This window comes from Frankia sp. EI5c (assembly GCF_001636565.1).
GTDB lineage: Bacteria > Actinomycetota > Actinomycetes > Frankiales > Frankiaceae > Parafrankia.
This window is the reverse complement of record NZ_LRTK01000027.1, coordinates 1-21,440: the sequence shown is the minus strand read 5'-3', so window position 1 is coordinate 21,440 and position 21,440 is coordinate 1. Positions and strand designations below refer to the sequence as shown.

Genomic DNA, 21,440 nt, shown 5'->3' with positions numbered 1-21,440 from the left:
CTCAGGCCCCGGGCGCGGTGCGGCCCGGGCCGTCGAGGCCCGCCTGGCCCGACAGGAGGGCGACGATCTCCTCCTCGGCCAGCAGCGGCGGACGGACGACCTGCCCGGACGTGACGTAGAAGTACGCCGCGTCGACGTCCGCCACGCCGACCCCGCGCACCCGCGCCCAGGCGACCCGGTAGACGGCGAGCTGCACCGGGTCGGCCGGCTCCGAGCCGGTCTTCCAGTCGACGACCTCCCAGCGGCCGTCGCCCAGGTCGTAGACGGCGTCGATCCGCCCCCGCACGGCCCGCCCGCCGATCATCACCTCGAACGGGGCCTCGACGGCGAACGGGCGGCGCCCGCCGTACGGCCCCGCCAGGAACGCGTCCTGCAGCCCGGCCAGGTCGTGGTCGTCCAGGCTGCCGGCGTCGGCGGCATCCGGCAGGTCGTCGACGTCGATCAGCGGCCGCTGGTCGAACACCTCCTCCACCCAGGCGTGGAAGCGGGTGCCGCGCCGCGCCTGCGGCACCGGCCGGCGCGGCACCGGCCGGGCCAGCTCGCGGGCGAACTCCGCCGGGTCGGCGCGCATCCGCACGATCTCGGACGCCGTCAGGCTGGTCGGGATCGCGACCTCCCGGAAGGGGGCCCGGGCCGCGCGTTCCTCGGCGAGCAGCAGGGCGGCCTCGCGATCGAACTCGGCGAGCAGTGCCCGCTCCCGCGGGGTCATCCCGGCCAGGTCGTCGGGCGCTGGCGCCTGCCCGGCGCGCAGCAGGTCGAGCGCCTCCCGGACGGCCGAGGCGGCCTGCTGCCGCCGTGCGTACGCGACCGGCTCGTAGGGCATCGGCCACTCGAACTCGGCCGGTACGGCCAGATCGGGGTTGCCGCCCGGGGGCGGCTCGGGTGTCCAGACGTCAACGTTCCCATGGCCGGCCTCGGCGTGGTCACGCAGTTCGGTGAGGAACACCGAGGGACCACGCCTGGAACGCTGCGTCGGCCCCCACCAGTGCCCGCTGCCGAGCAGTACCGACTTCGCCCGGGTGAACGCGACGTAGGCCAGCCGGCGTTCCTCCCGCTCCTGGTAGTCCCGGCAGTCGTCGGTGAACGTCGCCAGCGCCGCCTTCGAGTCGCTGACCGTGTAGGACGGCAGCTCGTCGGCGTCGCCGCGCAGCGGAGTGGGCAGCACGCCCGGCGATGTGGTCCACCTGTCCCGCACCGTCAGGTCGGGAAAGACCGCCCGGCTCAGGTCCGGCACCGCCACGACCTCCCATTCGAGCCCCTTCGCCCGGTGCACCGTCATGAGCGCGACCGCGTCGGCGCCGGTCGGGCCGGTGATGTCCAGGCCGCGCTCGTGTTCCCGGGCGGCCCCCAGGAAGGCGAGGAAGGACGTCAGCGAGTTCGGCCCGTCGGGGTCGTCGAAGTCGGCGGCGACGTCCAGGAAGGAGGCCAGGTTCTCCCGCCGGCGGGCCGCGACCGCCTTCGGGCTGGCGGAGATCTCCACATCGAGCCCGATCGTGGAGATCACCCGGTTCAGCAGGTCGAGCAGGCCGTCGCTCACATGCGCGCGTAACGCCGCCAGCTCAGCCGCGAGCCCGATCACCCGCTCCCGGCCGGCGGCGGAGAGCTCGTCACCGGGATCGGCCAGGGCGTCCGCGAGGGCCACGACGTCGCAGGGGTCGACTCCGGCGACCGCCTCGGCCAGCGGATCCACGACCGCCCCACCGGTGCCGGCCGCGGCCGCCCCGCGCCGGCCGCCGGCGGGCCCGCCGGCGGCCAGCAGTCCGCGGGCCCGCCGGCCCAGGGCCGCGAGGTCACGCGGGCCGAGCCGTACCCGCGGCCCGGTGAGCAGGCGGACGAGCGCCGCGTTGGCGATGGGCGAGTCCAGCACCTCCAGAACCGTGACCACCTCGGTCACCTCGGGCAGGTCCAGCAGCCCGGCGAGGCCGACCACCTCGACCGGCAGCCCCGCCGCCGTCAGCGCCGTGTGCAGCGCGCGGACGTCGGACCGGGCCCGCACCAGCACGGCCATGTTCCCCGGCCGCTCCCCCGCCGCGGCCAGTTCCGCCAACCGGGCGGCGACCCAGGTGACCTCCTCGGCCCAGCTCGCGTGCAGTGCCACCAGGGTGCGCCCGGCGGCGACGACGTCGGCCCGCGGGCGCAGCTCGACGACGTGGTGCCGGGCCCGCAGCGGGGCGGCCACATCGTTGGCGAGGACGAGCAGCCGGCCACCGCTGCGCTGGTTGACCGAAAGCCGGTAACGGGCGGCGGGCGCGCCGTCGGCCCGCGGGAAATGGTCGGGGAAGTTGTCGAGGTTGGCGACCGAGGCGCCGCGCCAGCCGTAGATCGCCTGGCAGGGGTCGCCGACCGCCGTCACCGGATGCCCGCCGCCGAACAGCCCCGCCAGCATCGTCCGCTGGGCGACCGAGGTGTCCTGGTACTCGTCGAGCAGGACCACGCCGAAGCGCGCGCGCTCCGCCTCCCCCACCGGCGGCACTCGCCCGGCCAGCCGCGCCGCGAAGGTGACCTGGTCACCGAAGTCCAGCACCTCGCGGGCCCGCCGGGCCGCCCGGTAGTCGGCGACGAGCGCCGCGAGCTCACGCCGGGCCCGCGCGGTCGCCGCGATCCGGCGCAGCTCGCGGCGCAGGCCCTTCGTCCCGGTCCGCCGCGCGGCCTCCGCGACCGCCGCGAGCGCCTGTTCGAACAGGTCGGCGTCGAAGGCCATCAGGTCGTCGGCCGAGACCAGATGCTCACTCAGCTCGCCGTCGAGGGCCACGAGATCGGCCACGAGCGCGGCCATCGACCGGGTCAGCGCCTCGACCCGGCCGCCGTGGGTACGCACCACCCGCGCCGCGAGCTGGTAGCGCGCGGCCGCGACGAGCATCCTCGTGTCCGGCTCCAGGCCGAGGCGCAGGGCATGCTCGCCGACCAGGCGACCGGCGTAGGCGTGGTAGGTGCTGATCGTCGGCTCGTCGGTGACGGCCGGCATGGGCGTTTCGCCGGCCCCGCCGTCGAACCGGCCGCCGGCCCCGCCCCACCCGGGGCCGCCCTGCTGTTCGTGGCCCTGCTGTTCGTGGCCCTGCTGTTCGTGGCCCCCGTGCTGACCACCGCTCCGCCCGCCGCCACCCGGCGGGCCCCAGCCGTCCCGGCCCGTCTGCTCTGCGGCCCGGCGCAGGGCGAGCCGTACCCGGCCGGCCAGCTCCGCCGCCGCCTTGTTCGTGAAGGTCAGCCCGAGCACCCGCCCCGGCTCGACCTGGCGGGTCGCCACCAGCCACACCACCCGGGCCGCCATCACGGACGTCTTGCCCGAACCGGCGCCGGCGATGACGACCGCCGGTTCCAGCGGCGCGGTGGCCGCGGCGAGCTGCTCGTCGGTGTACGGGACACCGAGCAGGTCACGGAGATCCTCGGGGTCGAGCGGAGGACGGGTGGCCGCGTCGTCGCCGGTGTCCACCGCGGGGCCGAGGCCGGGGAGCGCCTGCTGCGCGCCAGCGCCGAGGACGCCGGTCAATCGATCACCTGCTCTCCCTCCGGCCGCGCCGGGCAGGATCGACGGAACGAACACATGGTGCACGCATCGCCCGGTGTCGGCCGGAACGACTCGCTGGTGATGGTCCGTACCGCGTCCTGGAGCAGGTCGTCGATCCACGCGCGCCCCTCCGCGGGCAACGGCTCCTGGCGCTGCACCTCGGGCGGGGCGGGCTGCTCGTCCGGCAGGCGCGGGCCCAGGCTGTCCCCGCCGGCGTCCCGGCGCAGGTGGACCAGTTCGGCACCGCCCGGAACCGCGCGCGCCCCGGGCACCTGGTCCAACGCCCCCTCGCGCACGGCGAGCTGGTAGCTCCCGAGCTGGGCGTGCGTGCTCAGATCTCGACGGCTCGGCGCCGCGCGGCCGGTCTTGAAGTCGACCACGTGCACCCGGCCGGCGTCGTCGAGCTCGACCCGGTCGATGAAACCGCGCAGCCGGACGACCCGGCCAGCCACCTCGATGTCGCACGCGAAGCGCACCTCCGAGGCCACAACCGCCCGTCGCTGCGCCGCGTGCCAGTCCAGGAAACGGCGCAGCGCCTCCCGGGCCGCCGACCGCTCCTGCGCGGACCGCCACCGCGAGTCGAACTCGAGATACCGCCAGACGAGGTCGAGCCGGGCGTCCAGGGCGTCCATCCGCGCCTCGGTCCGGCCGCTGGACACCTCGTCCGCCAGTGCGTGCACAACCTTGCCGAAGCCCTGGGCGGCGGAGGCCGGCTCGGCCGCGTTCGCCTCGTGTTCAAGGAACCAGCGCAGCCCGCAGGCGGCCAGACTCGACAGCGACGATCCGGACAGCCTGATCGGCCCGTCCGGCGCGACGACCGGCACCGACGAACTGGTGACGTCCACCAGCCCCCACCAGCGATCCGGATGGGCGGCGGGAACCAGCGGCCGGCCACCGCCACCGCGGCCGCCGCCACCGCCATCGCTGCCACCGCCATCGCTGCCACCGCCATCGCTGCCACCGCCATCGCTGCCACCGTCATCGCTGCCGCCGCCATCGCTGCCGCGGCCGCCGTCATCGCTGCCGCGGCCGTCAACGCCGTCACCGTCACCGTCACCGACGGCCGCGAGGGCGGCCAGCCGGACCGCCGCCGCCGCCCGCATCGCCGCCGTGGCCTGCGGGTCCACGGAAATCCGCCGCAGCGCGGCGACCAGGCCGACCAGGGTGAGGGGCCGGGCGGGCCGGGTGCGCACGTCCTCCACCTGGACGCCCAGCTCGCGCAGGAACCTGCTGGGCTGCTCCCCGTCGTCGTCGGCGCCGTCGACCGCCGTGACCACCAGCCGCCGGCGCGCCCGGGTGAGCGCCACGTAGAACAGCCGCCGCTCGTCGGCGAGCAGCTCCTCCCGGGTGCGTGGCGGGCGGAGACCGCCCCGGCGTGGGGAGTCGAGCTGCTCGGCACCGAGCAGGGTGTGGCGCTGGCGCAGGTCGGGCCAGACGCCGTCCTGCACACCGCAGACGACCACGACCTCCCACTCCAGTCCCTTGGAGCGGTGCGCGGTGAGCAGCCGAACGGTTGCCGGGCGACCGGCCCTGGCCGTCGCCGTGTCCGGGGCGATCTGCTGCCTGGTGAGCTCGGCTACCACCGAGGCCACCGAGAATCCGGGGCCCCGCCGCTCGCCGAGGCGCCCCACCGCGTCGAAGAGCGCGACGACGGCGTCGAGATCGCGGTCAGCCGACCGGCCGGCGGGCCCGCCCGCCGCGGACACCCGTTCCAGCCGGGGCCCCCACCCGCTGGCCGACCACAGGGTCCACAGCGCGTCCTCGGGCGCGGCACCGCGCCGCAGTTCGGCGCGGGCGGTCCGCAGCAGCTGACCGAGACGGCGCGCCGGCGCGGCGACCTCGTCGGGGACCAGAAGCAGCATGCGGTCCGGATCGGCGACGGCCGCCCGCAGCAGCTCGGCGGACGACGCGGGCGTGCCCGGGAGCCGTCCCGCCGCCGCGGGTTCGGCCCCCGCCGCGGACGCGGCGGCGTCGAGTGCCCGCAGCTCGCGGCCGAGGGCACGCAGGCCGGCCGGATCGGCCCCGCCGAGCGGCGAGGTCAGCAGCGCGCGCGCCGTCTCCGGCGTCAGGTGGACGGACGGCTCGTCCGCGCAGCGCAGCGCCGTCAGCAGCAGCTGGGCGGCGGGCTCCCGGGCCGCGGGCAGCTCGCCGCCCTCGACGCTCACCGGCACCCCGGATGCCGTCAGCACCCGGCGCAGCACACCGAGGCCGGCCGTCGAGCGGACCAGGACAGCCATGTCGTCCCAGCCGACCCCGTTCTCCAGATGCTCGCGGCGCAGCAGCTCGGCGATCGCCTCCGCCTCGGCGCCGGCCGTCGGGTAGGTGCGGGCCGAGACCTGGCCGGGGCCGGCCGTGCCGCCGGCCGCGATCAGATCGCGGTGCGCGCGCACGTACCGGACGGGCAGGCCCGCGGACGGGAGCGCGGCCGCCACCCGGCGGCTGGCGGCGAGCGGCGCCGGGGACATCCGGCGGCAGCGGCGCAGCGCGGTGACCGGGGCGGGCGAGCCGTCCCGGCGGGGGAAGCGGGCCGGGAAGTCGAGCAGGCCGCGGACCTCCGCGCCGCGGAAGGCGTAGATCGCCTGGTCCGGATCGCCGAAGACCACTAGATCACCACCGCCACCGGCGACCGCCGCCAGCAGACGTTCCTGCGCGGGATCGGTGTCCTGGTACTCGTCGACGAACACCGCCCGGTAGCGCCCGCGCAGGCTCGCGAGGACGTCCTGGTCGGCGGCGAGGTTCGCGGCGCTGTGCACGAGGTCGGCGTAGTCGATCGCGCCCTCGGCCCCGAGCGCGTCGAGGTAGTCGCCGTAGAACTCGGCGACCGCCTTCCAGTCGGCGCGACCGACCCGGCGGGCGAGGCGGGCCAGGGCCGGCGGGTCCACGCCGACCTCCCGGGCCCGCGCCATGAGCATCCGGACCTCCTCGGCGAAGCCGCGGGTGCCCAGCGCCCCGGCCAGCGCGTCGGGCCAGACCGGGCGGCCGAGCTCGCGGGAGCCTTCCAGGAGGTCACGCAGGCGGGCGTCCTGCTCGGGGCCGGACAGCAGCCGGAACCCGCCGAGCGGCGTACCGGCGCCGTAGGCCCGCAGCAGGGCCAGGCACCAGGCGTGGAACGTCCAGGCGGCCGGGCCGACCGCGCCGGGCCCGAGCCGGGCGGCGAACCGCTCGCGCAGGTGCCGGGCCGCGCGCCGGCTGAAGGTGAGCACCAGCAGGGACGCCGGGTCCGCACCCCGCTCGATCCGGCGGGCGACGGCTTCGACGAGCGTGGTGGTCTTGCCCGTGCCCGGCCCGGCGAGGACCAGCAGCNGGCCTCCGGCGTGTCCCACCACCTCGGCCTGCGCAGCATCCAACACGATGGGTGATGCCGCCGGAACGGGCGGTGCCACCAGGCGAAACGGTCGCCGGGGCGGGTGGCGGGCGGTGGGCGGCGCGGTGACCACGCCGCACAGCACATCACGCCACCCCGACAAGATCACCAATGCCTGACGCGGGCGGCGGGGTGCGCGGCGACGCGCCGGCCCGCGTCGCGACGCNGGATTCCCTGGAGCGACACAAGATGCGCACGAATAGCACTAAAGGTGTTGCAAAGGATGCGGGCCGTTGCCTCACCGTGGCAGCTTCACCCGGTATGAGTAATGCCATGACTCAGCCCGCCCATGGCCCCGACACCACACCGGACCACACCCCCGCCGCCGGTGGCACAGCCCCGGCAGGCACCGCGCCCCCGGCAGGCACCACACCCCCGGGCACCGCGCCCCCGGCAGGCACCACACCCCCGGGCACCGCGCCCCCGGCAGGCACCACACCCCCGGGCACCGCGCCCCCGGCAGGCACGGCACCCCTGGCAGGCACGGCACCCCTGGCAGGCACCGGGCCGTCCCCCCGGGCCGGCGCCGGGGAACAGCACGGCCGGGTCGCGTTCGTCACCGGCGCGGGCTCCGGAATCGGGGCCGCGTGTGCCCGCCGGCTCTCCGCGGCCGGCGCCCGGGTGGTGCTCGCCGACCGGGACGCCGACGCGGCCAAGGAGGTCGCCGCCGAGATCGAGGCCGCCGGTGGCGAGACCCTCGTCCTCGCCGTGGACGTCGCCGACCCCGAGGCGGTGGCCGATGCCGTGCGGACCGCGTACGAGTTCCAGGGCCGCCTCGACCTCGCGGTCAACAACGCCGGGGTGGCGACCACCCGGGCACCGCTGGAGGACATCCCACTGGCCGACTGGGACAAGGTCATCTCCGTCAACCTGTCCGGCGTCTTCTACTGTCTGCGGGCGGAGATCCCCGCGATGCTCGCCACCGGCGGCGGGTCGATCGTGAACATGGCGTCCGTGCTGGGCACCGTCGGCCTGCCGGGTACGCCGGCCTATGTCGCCGCCAAGCACGGCGTCATCGGCCTGACCAAGGTGGCCGCGCTGGACAACGCGACGCGGGGGATCCGGGTCAACGCCGTGGCTCCCGGGTTCATCGACACGGCGATGGTCAGCGCGCAGCGGGGAGCCCGCTACTTCCAGCCGACGAACCGGCTGGGGACGGCGGCGGAGGTGGCCGAGGTCGTGAACTTCCTGCTCTCGGACCAGGCATCCCTGGTGACCGGCAGCATCTACACCGCCGACGGCGGCTTCACCGCGCGCTGAGCCGGCCGCCCCAGCGCGCCGCGGCGAGGTCGACCCGGGTGCCCCCGGGTCGCAGCGGGGTTCCGTCCGCGCTCAGGCGGCGCAGGGCCTCGGCCGGGGCCGCCGGATTCGGCTCGCCGGAAGCCCGGACCACGCGATGCCACGGGACGTCCTCCTCGTGGCCGTACCGGGCGAGCACCGTCCCCACCGTGCGGCCGGTGCCCGCGCCGACGAACTCCGCGACATCGCCGTAGGTCAGGACCCGGCCGGCGGGGATGCCGGCGACGGCGTCCAGCACCGACACCGCGTAGGGCGTCGGGCCGGGACCGTGCGGGAACCCGTGTTCAGGCACGGCCCCGACCCTCCCGCGAATCAGTGGACGGCGCGAATCAGTAGACGGGCAGTGACTTGTCCACCTGGGTCGCCCAGGCCGTGACCCCACCCTGGACGTGCACGGCCGAGGAGAAACCGGCGGCCTTGAGCGTCGCCAGCGCCTCGGCAGAGCGCACCCCGCTCTTGCAGTAGACGACCACCCGCCGGTCCTGCGGCAGCTCCGACAGGTGCGCCGGCAGATCACCCTTGGGGATCAGGCGCGCGCCGGGGATCCGCACGATCTCCCACTCCGCGGGCTCCCGGACGTCGACCAGTTCGATCGGTTCCCCGCCGTCCAGGATGCCCTTCAGCTCGGCGGCGGTGATCGTGGAACCGGCGGCGGCCTGCTGGGCCTCCTCGGACACCACTCCGCAGAACGCCTCGTAGTCGATGAGCTCGGTGATCGACGGGTTCTTCCCGCACAGCGGGCATTCCGGGTCCTTGCGCACCTTGATCGCGCGGTAGGTCATGTCCAGCGCGTCGTAGACCATCAGCCGGCCGACCAGCGGCTCACCGATCCCGGTCAGCAGCTTGATGGCCTCGGTGGTCTGGATCGACCCGATCGAGGCGCAGAGGACGCCCAGCACCCCGCCCTCCGCACAGGACGGCACCATGCCCGGCGGCGGGGGCTCCGGGTAGAGGCACCGGTAGCAGGGCCCGTGCTCGGCCCAGAAGACGCTCGCCTGCCCGTCGAAGCGGTAGATGGAGCCCCAGACGTACGGCTTGCCGAGCAGCACGCAGGCGTCGTTGACCAGGTAGCGGGTCGCGAAGTTGTCGGTGCCGTCGACGATCAGGTCGTACTGGCTGAAGATCTCCCTGACGTTGGAGGTGTCCAGCCGGGTCTCGTGGATGATCACGTTCACGTACGGGTTGATCTCAAGGACGGAGTCCCGCGCGGACTCGGCCTTGCTCCGGCCGACGTCCGACTGCCCGTGGATGATCTGCCGCTGCAGGTTCGACTCGTCCACGACGTCGAACTCGGCGATGCCCAGCGTCCCGACGCCCGCCGCCGCGAGGTACATCAGCGTGGGCGAGCCCAGCCCACCCGCACCCACGGCGAGCACCCTGGCGTTCTTGAGCCGCTTCTGGCCGTCCATCGCGACGTCCGGGATGATCAGATGCCGCGAGTACCGGCGGACCTCGTCGACGGTCAGCCCCTCGGCGGGGGCGACCAGGGGCGGTAGTGACACGTTGCTCCTCGCCTTCTGCTGACTTACCACCCGACGATGCCACAGCCACCCGTCCCGGCAGCCGTGATCGACGGTTCGCGTGCCCTCCGGCACAGCCCGCCTGTCGGCGGGTCGCGTGAGGTTGTCCGCTCTGGTACAGCACATCCACCGGCCCGGCTGTTCCCGGTTCCGGACGGCGGCGGCGAGGCGGTGCCGGCGGTCTCAGGCGGACCGGCGGGCGGTGTCGGCGCCGGGGTGCTCCTTCCGCGCGGCGGTGCCCGTCTTCTCCCTGGTGGTCTTCGTGTCCCTGGTGGTCTTCGTGTCCCCGGTGGTCTTCGTGTCCCTGGTGGTCTTCGCGTCGCCGGCACTCTTCGTGTCCCGGGCGCTCTTCGCCGCCCGGGCGCTCTTCGGGCCGCGGGCGGGCTGGCTCTTTCGGGCCCGCGTGCCCGCCGGCCGCGAAGCGTCCGCGGACCGGCCGTCCGCGCGGGCCGCCTCGATGCTGGCCCGCAGCGCCGCCATGAGATCACCGGAAGGACCCGGGGCGGCCGGCCCCGCGGCCGGGGCGACGACGTCCCGACCGGCGATCTTCGCGTCGATCACCGCCTGCAGCGCCTCGCGGTACTCGTCCCGGAACTTCGTCGGGTCGAAGTCCGCGGCCAGCGTCTCGATCAGCGAGCTCGCCATGGCCAGCTCCTGCGACCGGACGTCCACCTCCTCGGTCAGGAAGTCGAACTCGGGCTCGCGCACCTCGTCCGGCCACAGCATCGTCTCCAGGACGAAGACCTCGTCACGCACCCGCAGGGTGGCGAGCTGCTCGCGCTGGCGCAGCGCCACCTTCACCAGCGCCACCCGCCCCGAACCCGCGAGCGCGTCCCGGAGCAGCACGTACGGCTTCAGGCCTGGGCGGTCGGGCTCCAGGTAGTAGCTCTTCGCGAAGTAGATCGGGTCGACCTGGTCGAGCGGCACGAACTCCAGCACGTCGATCGAGCGCGACGTCCGCAGCGGCAGGCTGGCGAAGTCCTCGTCGGTCAGCACCACGATCTCGCCGTCAGGCAGCTCGTAACCCTTGGCGATGTCCGCGTAGGCGACCTCCTCCCCGTCGGTCTCGGCCACCCGCCGGTACCGGACCCGAACACCATCCGAACGTCTGACCTGGTGGAACGAGACATCTCGCTCCTGGGTGGCGGAGTAGAGCCGGACCGGGATCGACACCAGGCCGAAGGAGATCGCACCCTTCCAGATCGAACGCATGTTCGCTCCCCATGTCGAGTCAGCCCAATGGTGGCCCAACGCAGGCCCACTGGGAAGTTGGGTCGGGCCCGACCGCGACCGATCCCGCAACCGCCGGGTCGACGGCGCCGATGGCGGGTATCGGTGCCAGGCGGCCACACCCGGACCAGCGCCACCGGACCAGCGCCACCGGCCCGGCACGACGAGCGAATGGACGAGCGATGAGGGAGACCCGATGAGTTCCTCGACCGACCGCCTCCTGGACGTCCCGGACGCCGACGCCGCCGAGCAGTCGCGCGAGCTGCGGCCCTCCGAGGCCCAGGAGACGGCCCAGGAGACCCAGGACAGCGGCGCCGGCGCGGCTCCCCCGCACCCCGGCGCGGCCGAGGCCGACGAGTTCGACGCCGTGGAACAGAACCTCGTCGTCGAGCAGGACGACGAGGAGGAATACCGATAGGCCGGGGCAACAGTGCTCATCCGGGGGCCTGGGCCGTCAACGCGGGTAGTGTTGGCGAGATGTCGACGTGGCTGGGCACCGCCGGCCCGCGTGTGCTCGACGACAGCCGGTGAACAACCAGGAGGTGCGCGGGTGACAGCCGAGCCTGCGGCGCCGCAGTCGCGTCCGGGTCGCACTCCCCGACTCCCCCGAACCGCGCGCCGGTTCCAGCTGCTGGGCGCGGCCCGCGAGGTGTTCGTCGCCCAGGGCTACCACGCCGCGGCGATGGACGAGATCGCCGAGCGCGCCGGGGTNAGCAAGCCGGTTCTCTACCAGCACTTCCCCGGAAAGCTGGAGCTCTACCTGGCGCTGCTCGACGAGCATTCGGAGCGGCTGGTGTCGGCGGTGCACGCCGCGCTGGCGTCGACCGCCGACAACCACGTGCGCGTCGAGCGGTCGATCCGGGCCTACTTCGACTTCGTCAACGACCCCAGCGGCGCCCACCAGCTCGTCCTGGAATCCGACCTGCGCAGTGAGCCCGCCGTCCGGCAGCGGGTGGAGGACAACTTCGCGCAGTGCGTGCGCGCCATCGCGGCCACCATCGTCGTGGACACCGGGCTCACCCAGGACGAGGCCGACCTGCTCGCCGTCGGGCTGGTGGGCCTGGCCGAGTCGGGGGCACGCTGGTGGCTGTTGCGGGGTGCGTCGATCCCCAAGGAACGCGCCGTGGAGCAACTCGTCGAGCTGGCCTGGCGCGGGATCGCCGGCTACCCCCGCCAGTCGCCGCCCGCCGAGGGGCCCACCGAGGCGTCCGTCGCGACGACCGCCGAGGGGTCCATCGGCCCGCCCGTCGAGACGTCCACCGCCGAGAACTGAGCCGAGATCACCACCGGGCCGTGTGCCCGGAGCGAACAGCGGTCCGCCGGGCCCGCCCCGGGGCCGGTAGGCCATAGTGTGGGCGCTGATCGTCCGTGCCGCCGGCTGCCGGCGGTACGGAGCAGGCGCCCCAGCAAAGAGCAGGCGTCCCAGCCAACTCGACCACGCGGAGGTCATCGAGTGGAGGTCAAGATCGGGATCAAGCACGTCGCCCGCGAGCTGGTACTGGAGAGCACCCAGTCACCGGACGCGGTCGCCGCGCTGGTCAGCGAGGCGGTCGGCGGCAAGACCGGGCTTCTCACCCTCGTGGACGAGAAGGGGCGCCGGGTGGTCGTCCCGGCCGACGCGCTCGCCTATGTGGAGATCGCGGAGTCCGAGGCCCGCCGGGTCGGTTTCGGCACCGCCTGAGACTGGTCAGCCCCGGCCCCCGGTGCCGTCAGGCGGAGAGGCCGAGCGCGGCCATCCGCCGGCTGTGTGCGGCCATGATGCGGTTGAAGATCGCCGCGATCTCCTCCAGGTCGCCGACCCCGGCCAGCAGGCCGGTCAGCGCGTCCCGGTCGATCGCCACCCGCTGTGCCTGGGTGAGGGCCTCCCCGACCAGCCGGCGGGCCCACAGCGCCAGCCGGCCGGCCACCACGGGATTGCTGGCGATGGCGGCGCGCACCCGGTCCACGGCGAAGGCCGCGTGGCCGGTGTCGGCGAGCACCCGGAGAACCAGCCCGCGGGCCTCNGGTTCGAGCCGGCCGGCGATCTCGCGGTAGAAATCCGTCGCGATGCCGTCCCCCACATAGGCCTTCACCAGGCTTTCCAGCCAGTCCGACGGCGCGGTGAGGTTGTGGAAGGCGGTCAGGGCGGACACGAACGGCGCCATCGCCTGTTCCAGGTCGACCCCGAGCCGGGTCAGCTCGCCCTCGATCGCCTCGAAATGAGCGAACTCGGCTGCCGCCATCCGACCGAGCGCGATCTTGTCGGCCAAGGTCGGTGCCATGCGGGCATCCGTCGCCATCCGCTCGAAGGCGGTCAGCTCACCGAGGGCCAGCAGACCCAGCAGATCGACGAGCGCCGGGTGCGCGCCGCCCGGCGTGGCCGACCCGTCGGCCGGCTCCGTCGCGGCGGCGGCGGGACTTGCGGTACGGGTCTGGGAAGTCTGGGCCACAGCGTGATTCTGGCACCTCGGCGCCACCCCACCGCGGTGTACGCCCGCACCGGCCGCCCGCGCCGCGGTGGTCCGCGCGGTCCGTCGCCACCCGCCTCGACAGAAACACCGGCCGGCGGGCTGTCGGTGAGATGTCACCGGACGGGTGGCCGGATGGTGCCGGTGCGGCGGAACCCGTACGGGTGTTGGGCCGCGGGCACGAAATCCGGTGGTCGAGCGCGATGCCACCCGCCGATCCGCACGTCAACTAGGCGAAGAACGTTGCAATATCACACCCACTCGGGGCGGCACACGGGTTATCCTTGACCCAGCCGGTGGCCATCACACCACCTGGCCAACAGGCCGCTGATCGACTGACGCCGCCCCGGGGAATCGGGTCGCAGGCGCCGCGCGGCATATCGCGAGCGGGTTCAGCGAAGGACACCGCTCAGAGCAGACCAGGAGTGTCCCGCTGTCCGTCACAAACACACCTACGTCCGACATCGAAGCCAGCCCCGGCGAAACCACCAGCGAAATCGCAGCTGACGCGACGAGCCAGACCCCGGATGCGGGTCCGCCCCAGGCGCCGCTGTTCGCCGAGATCGGCGTCCGGCCCGAGACCGTCGCGGCGCTCGCGGAGGTCGGCATCCTCCGGCCGTTCGCCATCCAGGAGCTCACTCTCCCGCTCGCGCTCGACCGCATCGACATCATCGGCCAGGCGCGCACCGGCACCGGCAAGACCCTCGCCTTCGGCATTCCGGTGGTCCAGGTCGTCACCGCCAAGGACGAAGGCGCGGACGGCCGCCCGCAGGCGCTCGTCGTCGTCCCCACCCGCGAGCTGTGCGTGCAGGTCACCGCGGACATCGCCCGCGCCGGCCTCGGCCGCGGCCTGCGGGTGCTGTCGGTCTACGGCGGACGTGCCTACGAGCCCCAGCTGACCGCGCTGCGCACCGGCGTCGACATCGTCGTCGGCACGCCCGGCCGGCTGCTCGACCTGGCCCGGCAGAAGGCGCTCGACCTCTCCGGCGCCCGCACCCTCGTCCTCGACGAGGCCGACGAGATGCTGGACCTCGGCTTCCTGCCGGACGTCGAGCGCATCATCGGGTACCTCCCCGCGGAGCGGCACACGATGCTGTTCTCCGCCACGATGCCCGGCCCGGTGATCTCGCTGGCCCGCCGGCTGATGAGCCGGCCGGTGCACGTCCGCGCCGAGCAGCCGGACGAGGGCCGCACCGTCCCGAACACCCAGCAGCACGTCTTCCGCGCGCACGCGCTGGACAAGATGGAGGTGCTGGCCCGCCTCCTGCAGGCCACCGACCGTGGCCTGGCCATGGTGTTCGTCCGCACCCGGCGCACGGCCGACAAGGTCGCCGAGGACCTCGCCCGGCGCGGCTTCGCGGCCGCGGCGGTGCACGGCGACCTCGGCCAGGGCCAGCGCGAGCAGGCACTGCGCGCGTTCCGCGGCGGCAAGGTCGACGTGCTGGTCGCCACCGACGTGGCGGCCCGCGGCATCGACGTCGGCGGCGTCACCCATGTCGTGAACTACCAGTGCCCCGAGGACGAGAACGTCTACCTGCACCGGATCGGCCGGACCGGCCGGGCCGGCGGCAGCGGCGTGGCCATCACCTTCGTGGACTGGGACGACCTGCCCCGGTGGACCCTCGTCAACCGGGCGCTGGCGCTGCCGTTCGAAGAACCGCTGGAGACCTACTCCACCTCCCCGCACCTGTTCGAGCTGCTGGCGATTCCGGCCGATGTGAAGGGCACGCTGCCGCACGCGGCACGCACCCGCGCCGGGCTCGCCGCCGAAGAGGTCGAGGACCTGGGCGGCGGCCGGCGCGGAGCCGGCCCCCGTGGCCGCACCCGCGGTCGTGACCAGGAGGAGAAGCCCGTCCGCCCGGTGCGGACCCGCGTGCGGCAGCGCACCCGGGGAGCGGGTGCGGCCGCCGCGGCGACCGGGCTGTCGGTGGCCGGTGCCCCCGAGGGCTCCGCGGGCGCCGGCGTCCAGGACGACGATTCGCGCAGCTCAGCCGACGGCTACGACCAGGCGGTGACCGTCGCATCGGTCCGCGTCCTCGGGGCCGATCTCACGGGCCGGGACGAGACCGCGACGGATACCGGCGGAGAAGCTCCGGTCGAGCTCGCGGCCGCCGATCCGAACGGCGAGCCCGTCAGGCGCCGGCGGCGCCGCCGGGGCGGCCGTGGCCGCGGAACCGGCACCGTCCGGGACGGCGCGGAGTCGGGCGACGGCGATGGCTCGGACTCCGCCGACAACGACCGCACCCACCAGGCCGAGTCGGCCTGAGCGGACGGCAGGGAACCGGGCTGGGTCAGGCCTGGGCGCGCAACGCCAGCCTGACCCAGCTCGGCCGCCCGCAGGCCGGGCACCGCAGCAGTGACGGGTGCCGCAGCGGCAGCGGGAGATGCATGCTCGGGGTCAGTACCCACAGCGCGCGGCGGAGGCTGACCGCGCTCGTCCGCTCGCAGCGCGAGCACTCGACCATGAGGGCCGTACTGCGACCTCCCGGTGGGCGCACCCCGCTGTAGAGGGCTCGCTTACCGTGCGCGTCCCGGCCCACCGCCGGGCCCGGCCCGCTCGCTCCGGCGGCTGGGCGACGTCCCGTACCGGCGCCGGGCGCAGCTGGTCTGCCGGCCGCCGCCGCGCCGCCGGGCCCGCGACTTCCGCCCGCCGGGCCGCGACCGGGCACTCTCGCCCCAGGGCCGCCGCCGGGCGCTCCGTGACCGCCGCCGCCCGCCGTCTCGCGGGTGCCGTCGATTCCCGCCGCGCGGGGGCGCAGCCGGTCGAACCCCGCCGCCGTACGCTCGTTCTTCACACCGCCGCCTTCACACCGCCGCGCCTGACACGGCGGCATCTGGGCCGACCGCCTGCGCCGGTGGACGCGCGCTCACCCGCCCGCCGGGCCGCGGCTGACCGCCGCCGGTTTCTCTGCCAGGCCCACCCCCGGTTCCGCTCGCGCCCCCCGCGCCACTCGCGCCCCCCGCAGCCGCACCCGCACCCCCGGCGCCGCTGGCCTCTTCGGCGCCCCCTCCTGCCGGTACCCGCCGCGCCGTCGCCTCGCCGACGGGCGGGCCGGCCACCCCGGCGATCGCGCGGCCGTGGGCACGGTAGGCCTCCGCCCCCTTGGACCGGCCGGCGGTGGTGAGGATCGACCGCCCCAGGCCCGGGGCCTCGGCGAACCGCACCGACCTGACGATCGGCGGTTCCAGAATGGTCACGTCATAGCGAGAGGCGACGTCGAGGACCACGGCCCGGCTGTGCGCGGTACGGCCGTCGAACAGGGTGGGCAGCACCCCGCGCACCCGCAGCCGAGGGTTCGTCAGCCGCTGGACGTCCGCGACGGTGTCGAGCAGCTGCCCCACCCCCCGGTGGGAGAGCGTCTCGCACTGGAGGGGGATGACGACCTCGTCCGCGGCGGTCAGGCCGTTGATGGTGAGGACGCCGAGCGAGGGTGGGCAGTCGACGAGGACGAAGTCGTACTCCGCCGCGACCTCGTCGAGCGCCAGCCGCAGCGCGTGCTCACGGCCCGTCCGCGACAGCAGGATGGCCTCGCAGCCGGCCAGCTCGATCGTGGCGGGCAGCAGATCGGCGCCGTCGGAGGTGCGGCGGATCACGATGCCCGCGGGCAGCCGGCCGAGCAGCACGTCGTGCAGGGACAGTTCGAGTGCGTCCGGGTCGAGACCCATCGAGAACGTCAGGCAGGCCTGCGGGTCGAGATCCACGAGCAGGACGCGGCGGCCAAGCTCGCACAGCGCGGCACCGAGGCTCGCGACCGAGGTCGTCTTGGCGACGCCACCCTTCTGGTTGGCTACAGCGAGAACCCGGGCCACATCGATCAGTGTGACAACGGAGAGCACCTGATCACAACACCATGAGTGACTGAATCTCGTGCGGGCCGCGACCGCCGGGACGAACCCGCCCAGGTCGGGGGCGTACCAACCGGCCCGACGGCGAGATGTCGGACGCAATGGTGCTGTGGGCGTGTTCCGGGCGTGCCGGACGGGCAATGCCCTTCCGGGCGTCACGCCGCCCGCNCCGCACCGCCCACACCGCATGTCCGCACCGCACCGCACCTCGCCGCACCGGGCCGATCCGAGGGAGCCACCCGCATGCTTGAGGCCGTCGGCTACCTGATCGTCTCCGTGCTCCTGATCGCCGGCAACGCACTGTTCGTGGCAGCCGAGTTCTCGTTGGTGGCGGTCGAGCCACACCAGATGCAGGAGGCCGCGGATGCGGGTGAGCGCCGCGCCGGCACCGTGCTGCGCGCGGTGCGATCACTGTCGTTCCAGCTCTCCGGAGCCCAGCTGGGAATCACCGCGACCTCGCTGGCAGTGGGCTACCTCGCCGAGCCGGCGATCGCGGCCCTGCTGCGCCCGCCGCTGGAGGCGGTCGGGATCCCGCCGTCGCCGCGCTCGATCACGGCGATCGCGCTGGCCCTGGTGCTGGCCACCGTCACCCAGATGGTGTTCGGCGAGCTCGTGCCGAAGAACTGGGCCATCTCCGAGCCGGTGCGGGTCGCCCGTGCGGTCGCGCCGGCCCAGGTGCTGTTCACCCGCGTCTTCCGACCCCTGATCAGCGTGCTCAACGGGGCGGCGAACATCCTGGTGCGGGCGGTGGGAGTCGAGCCGCAGGACGAGCTGCGCAGCGGGCGGTCCTCCGCCGAGCTGGACTCGATCGTGACGTCCTCAGCCGAGCACGGCACCCTCCCCTCCACCACCGCCGACCTGCTGAGCAGATCGCTCCGCTTCGGTGACCGGCGCGCGTCCGACGTCATGACCCCCCGGATGCGGACCGTGTTCACCGCCGCGGACACGACGCTGGCGGACCTGCTGACGCTGGCCGAGCGGACCGGCCGGTCCCGCTTCCCGGTGCTGCGCCCCGCGCCCCGCGCCGAAGCGCCCGAAGAAACCGAAGAAACCGAAGGGGCCGAAGGGGCCGAAGGGGCCGGCGGGACCGAAAACACCGGCGGGACCGAGATCCCCGAACCGGGGCGCTCCCGCGACCGTGCCGCGGGCGGGTACGCCGACGAGGTCATGGGCGTCGTACACGTCAAGGATGTCTTCCGGGTGCCACCGCGGGAGCGGCCCCGGCACCGGGTGTCGGAGGTCCTGGTCAGGCCGCTGCTCGTACCGGCTTCCCTGCACTGCGAGGTCCTGCTGCATCGCCTGCGCCGCAGCGGCCTCCAGCTCGCCGTCGTGATCGACGAGTACGGCGGGATGGACGGCATCGTCACCATGGAGGACCTCGTCGAGGAGCTCGTGGGCGAGGTCGACGACGAGTACGACCGGCGGACGACGCCGGACGTCGTGCCACTCGCCCCGGGTCAGTGGCTGCTGTCGGGGCTCCTGCGCCTGGACGAGGTCGAGGCGGCTACCGGTACCGGCCTGCCCCCCGGCCCGTACGAGACCCTCGGCGGTCTCATGCTGGCCCGCCTCGGCCGGCTCGGGCAGCCGCACGACGTCGTCCAGGTGGACGGGCACGAGCTCGGGGTGGTCTCGCTCGACGGCCGTCGGATCAGCCGGNTCCGCCTCGCCGCGAAACCGGCCGACCCGACCGGAACAGCGCCAGCGGCGAGCGGCACCGCGGCTGGCACGGCTGGCACGGCTGGCACGGCTGACACCACTGGCACGGCTGGCAGCACTGGCACGGCTGGCACGGAAGGCACGGAAGGCACGGAAGGAGCGCGTCGATGACCGCGCTGGCGATCCTCGCCGGCCTGCTCCTGCTGGCCGGGAACGCGTTCTTCGTCGGTGCCGAGTTCGCGCTGATCTCAGCCCGCCGCGACCGGGTCGCCCCGCTCGTCCAGCAGGGCGACCGGCGCGCGGCGGCGGTGCTGACCCACCTGGAGCATCTCTCCCCCATGCTCGCGGCGACCCAGCTCGGCATCACCGTGTGCTCGCTGGCCCTCGGCGCGGTCGCCGAGCCGGCGGTGGCCCACCTGCTGGCCTCGGGCCTGGCCGCGGCCGGCGTACCCCACGACGCCCAGCACGTGATCGCGTTCGCCGTCGCCCTGGTGATCGTGGTCTCGCTGCACATGGTGCTGGGCGAGATGGTGCCGAAGAACCTCTCCATCGCCGGCCCGGAACGCGCCGCGCTCTGGCTGGGCCCACCGCTGTTCGCCTTCGCCCGGATGACCCGGCCGTTCATCGCGTTCCTGAACCAGTTCGCGAACGCGGTGCTGCGGCTGCTGCGCGTCACCCCGTCCGACGAGCTGTCCACCGCCTACACCCCGGAGGAGCTGGGCGCGCTCATCGGCCAGTCCCGGCAGGAGGGACTGCTGCACTCCGGCGAGCACGAACTGCTCACCCACGCGCTGGAACTCTCGGGACGCACCGCCAGCTCGGTGATGATCCCGCGCGCGGAGATTGTCACCGTGCCCTGGACGGTCACGGCGACCCAGCTGGAGCAGGTCGTCGCCGAGACCGGCTTCTCCCGCTTCCCGGTGCGCGCCCCGGCCGCGGACAGCGCCGTGGCGGGCAGCCCGCCGGGCCCGCCCGCGGAGCTGGTCGGGTTCCTGCACGCGAAGGACGTCCTGGGGATCGCCGAGGAGGCACGGGACGAGCCGCTGCCGCCGCACCGGCTGCGGCCCATGGTGCGGATCCCCGTGGGCCTGCGGCTCGACGAGACGCTGCGCCTAATGCAGCGGACGAACTCCCACCTGGGCCGGGCGGTCGACGCGGCGGGCACCACACTCGGGGTCGTGGCCATGGAGGACGTCGTGGAGGAGTTCGTCGGCGAGGTGGAGGACGCGAGCCATCGCGGGACGGCTGACGCCCGTGGCTGAGCCGCGGCGGCGGATTGCGGTGGTTGGGGACGGACCGGGGCCGGATCAGCCGGCGGGTGGCGCCGCGCTCTGCACGACCTCGAAGGACCACAACGTGGCTCCCGTCGCGGCTGGCGCGCCCTGACCACCGGGAGCGCCCTGACCACCGGGAGCGCCGCCGGGGTGCCCGTGAGCCGGCGGGGCGGCCTCGGCGTTGGCGGCCCGGTGGCCCTCGCTGAAGGCCATCGAGGACTGCCAGCGCTGGAAGTCCTCCTCACTGCGCCACCGGGTGTAGACGAGGTAGGTGTCGGTTCCCTCCAGCGGACGCAGGAGCTCGAACCATTCGAACCCGTCCGCCTTCTCGACCATCCCGGCCCGGCCGGCGAACCGTGACTCCAGGGTCTCCCGCATCGCCGGGGGGACCGTGAGCACATTGATCTTGACGACACTCATGTCCGTAACGGTAATGCGCCGGCGCGTGTCCCCGGCTGTGTCACCCCACGAGTGGTCCATGCCGTACAGTCGGCCGGCGTGTCCCGTCTTCCCCGGTTGGCCGTGGTCGTCGACGCCACCGCCGCGCATCCGGACCCGGCAGTACTCGGGTCCGCCGGTGCGGCCGCGCTGGCCGCCCTCGTCGACAGTGGGCTGGACGCGGTGGCCGTGGTGGTGGGTGCCGGCGGNGAGCTGCCCGCCCGCGCGGCGGCCCGGACGCTCGACGAGTTCGGTCTCATCGACCGGCTCACCGCGCTCCCCGGTCCGCTCACGCTGAGTTCCGCCCCCGGCTGGCGTCCCCCGTTCACCCTGCCGGGTGGCGGCCTGCCCGGGGTCCGACACACCTCCCTGCCTGGCCAGGACGCGATCGTGTTCGTCGGCGCGCCTCCCGCGCCCGGCCTGGAACCGCCGTCGGCGACGGCCACCAGCACAGACCTCGGCACCGGCACCAGCACCGGCACGAGGCCCGGTTCGGCCGCACCGCCGCCGCCCTGGAGTCGCGGTCGTTTCTTCGGCGGGGTCTTCCACACCGAGCTGGAAGGGGTGTTCCGGGTCTCCCCCGACCCGGAGCTGGCCGGTCCGCAGGGCCGGTGGATCGGCGAGTACCTGCGCGGCCGGTACCTGCTGCCAGCCCGTTCCGTCATGATCCGCGATCCCGCGGCGGCCGGGGTGCGCCGCCCCGCCCGGCGCTACCTGAAGGGTCTCGCCCGGGAGTTGCGGCAAGGCCACGCCCGCGCGTCCCGCGCGGGATATCCCCTGCCCGTCCCGGCCCGCGCCCGCTGACCTCCCAGCCGGGCCAGCCCTCCCAGCCGGGCCAGCCATACCAGCCGGGCCAGCCAT

Annotated in this window: 16 protein-coding genes and 5 pseudogenes; 9 read left to right on the top strand and 12 right to left on the bottom strand. The window is 74.5% G+C overall.

The features are described from left to right. Position 1: 1 nt before the first annotated feature. The 4 genes and pseudogenes from UG55_RS14070 to UG55_RS47290 all read right to left on the bottom strand — a co-directional run. Entirely contained in the window at positions 2-3,487 is a 3,486-nt protein-coding gene (locus UG55_RS14070; RefSeq protein ID WP_066068204.1) for an ATP-dependent DNA helicase, read from the bottom strand. Further along, positions 3,484-4,404, bottom strand: a pseudogene (locus UG55_RS28520) (RecB family exonuclease); the annotation flags it as partial. The pseudogene UG55_RS28520 and the gene UG55_RS14070, both read right to left, overlap by 4 nt. Before the next feature lie 153 nt (positions 4,405-4,557). Beyond that, positions 4,558-6,808 (bottom strand): annotated as a pseudogene (locus tag UG55_RS14065) (ATP-dependent helicase); the annotation flags it as partial. Between the two features lies 1 nt (position 6,809). After that, a partial coding sequence (locus UG55_RS47290; protein ID WP_396230912.1) for a hypothetical protein occupies positions 6,810-6,855 on the bottom strand: 46 nt, incomplete at its 3' end. Between the two features lie 287 nt (positions 6,856-7,142). Here UG55_RS47290 and UG55_RS14060 point away from each other — a divergent pair. After that, complete coding sequence (locus UG55_RS14060) at positions 7,143-8,129, top strand: SDR family NAD(P)-dependent oxidoreductase (protein WP_313954612.1); 987 nt, start codon at positions 7,143-7,145, stop codon at positions 8,127-8,129. Here the strand turns inward: UG55_RS14060 and UG55_RS14055 are convergent. From UG55_RS14055 to UG55_RS14045, 3 genes are all read right to left on the bottom strand, one after another. Next, positions 8,116-8,460, bottom strand: a complete 345-nt coding sequence (locus UG55_RS14055; RefSeq protein WP_066068202.1) for an MGMT family protein — start codon at positions 8,458-8,460, stop codon at positions 8,116-8,118. The two genes, UG55_RS14060 and UG55_RS14055, sit on opposite strands and share 14 nt — an antisense overlap. Before the next feature lie 37 nt (positions 8,461-8,497). Further along, the gene (gene moeZ / locus UG55_RS14050) at positions 8,498-9,670 is read right to left on the bottom strand and encodes an adenylyltransferase/sulfurtransferase MoeZ (protein ID WP_066068199.1); all 1,173 of its coding nucleotides are present in this window, start codon (positions 9,668-9,670) and stop codon (positions 8,498-8,500) included. 201 nt (positions 9,671-9,871) lie between these two features. Next, a complete protein-coding gene (locus UG55_RS14045; protein ID WP_083986793.1) occupies positions 9,872-10,900 on the bottom strand; it encodes a Ku protein in 1,029 nt (342 codons plus the stop codon). A 214-nt stretch (positions 10,901-11,114) separates the two neighbouring features. Between UG55_RS14045 and UG55_RS14040 the strand changes: the two genes are divergently transcribed. From UG55_RS14040 to UG55_RS14030, 4 genes and pseudogenes are all read left to right on the top strand, one after another. After that, positions 11,115-11,336 (top strand): hypothetical protein, encoded by a 222-nt coding sequence (locus UG55_RS14040; RefSeq protein ID WP_066068196.1) that lies wholly within the window; start codon positions 11,115-11,117, stop codon positions 11,334-11,336. Positions 11,337-11,468: 132 nt separating this feature from the next. After that, positions 11,469-11,629 (top strand): annotated as a pseudogene (locus UG55_RS36720) (helix-turn-helix domain-containing protein); the annotation flags it as partial. A 1-nt stretch (position 11,630) separates the two neighbouring features. Continuing rightward, positions 11,631-12,191: TetR/AcrR family transcriptional regulator (locus UG55_RS14035; RefSeq protein WP_242424310.1), on the top strand; the 561-nt coding region annotated here is incomplete at its 5' end. Between the two features lie 180 nt (positions 12,192-12,371). Beyond that, positions 12,372-12,599: a DUF3107 domain-containing protein gene (locus UG55_RS14030; protein ID WP_066068192.1), complete on the top strand. Its 228-nt coding sequence runs from the start codon at positions 12,372-12,374 to the stop codon at positions 12,597-12,599. 28 nt (positions 12,600-12,627) lie between these two features. On the opposite strand, the pseudogene UG55_RS36715 reads toward UG55_RS14030, so the two are convergent. Beyond that, positions 12,628-12,921, bottom strand: a pseudogene (locus tag UG55_RS36715) (ferritin-like fold-containing protein); the annotation flags it as partial. Position 12,922: 1 nt separating this feature from the next. Continuing rightward, the coding region (locus UG55_RS36710) for a ferritin-like fold-containing protein (RefSeq protein ID WP_396230907.1) at positions 12,923-13,347 on the bottom strand (425 nt) is incomplete at its 3' end. Positions 13,348-13,915: 568 nt separating this feature from the next. Between UG55_RS36710 and UG55_RS14020 the strand changes: the two genes are divergently transcribed. Next, positions 13,916-15,631: a DEAD/DEAH box helicase gene (locus UG55_RS14020; protein WP_066068187.1), complete on the top strand. Its 1,716-nt coding sequence runs from the start codon at positions 13,916-13,918 to the stop codon at positions 15,629-15,631. A 25-nt stretch (positions 15,632-15,656) separates the two neighbouring features. On the opposite strand, the gene UG55_RS36705 is transcribed toward UG55_RS14020, so the two are convergent. Together UG55_RS36705 and UG55_RS14010 are read right to left on the bottom strand one after the other, a co-directional pair. Beyond that, complete coding sequence (locus UG55_RS36705; protein WP_242424309.1) at positions 15,657-16,160, bottom strand: hypothetical protein; 504 nt, start codon at positions 16,158-16,160, stop codon at positions 15,657-15,659. A 10-nt stretch (positions 16,161-16,170) separates the two neighbouring features. Continuing rightward, a complete protein-coding gene (locus UG55_RS14010) occupies positions 16,171-17,175 on the bottom strand; it encodes a ParA family protein (protein ID WP_066068456.1) in 1,005 nt (334 codons plus the stop codon). A gap of 279 nt (positions 17,176-17,454) precedes the next feature. On the opposite strand from UG55_RS14010, the pseudogene UG55_RS14005 reads away from it, so the two are divergent. Continuing rightward, positions 17,455-18,867, top strand: a pseudogene (locus tag UG55_RS14005) (hemolysin family protein); the annotation flags it as partial. A gap of 167 nt (positions 18,868-19,034) precedes the next feature. Next, positions 19,035-20,129: a hemolysin family protein gene (locus UG55_RS14000; protein WP_066068179.1), complete on the top strand. Its 1,095-nt coding sequence runs from the start codon at positions 19,035-19,037 to the stop codon at positions 20,127-20,129. 45 nt (positions 20,130-20,174) lie between these two features. Here UG55_RS14000 and UG55_RS13995 read toward each other — a convergent pair whose 3' ends face one another. Beyond that, complete coding sequence (locus tag UG55_RS13995) at positions 20,175-20,561, bottom strand: antibiotic biosynthesis monooxygenase (RefSeq protein ID WP_066068176.1); 387 nt, start codon at positions 20,559-20,561, stop codon at positions 20,175-20,177. Positions 20,562-20,789: 228 nt separating this feature from the next. Here UG55_RS13995 and UG55_RS13990 point away from each other — a divergent pair. Further along, the coding region (locus tag UG55_RS13990) for a hypothetical protein (RefSeq protein WP_242424308.1) at positions 20,790-21,383 on the top strand (594 nt) is incomplete at its 5' end. Positions 21,384-21,440 lie beyond the last annotated feature (57 nt).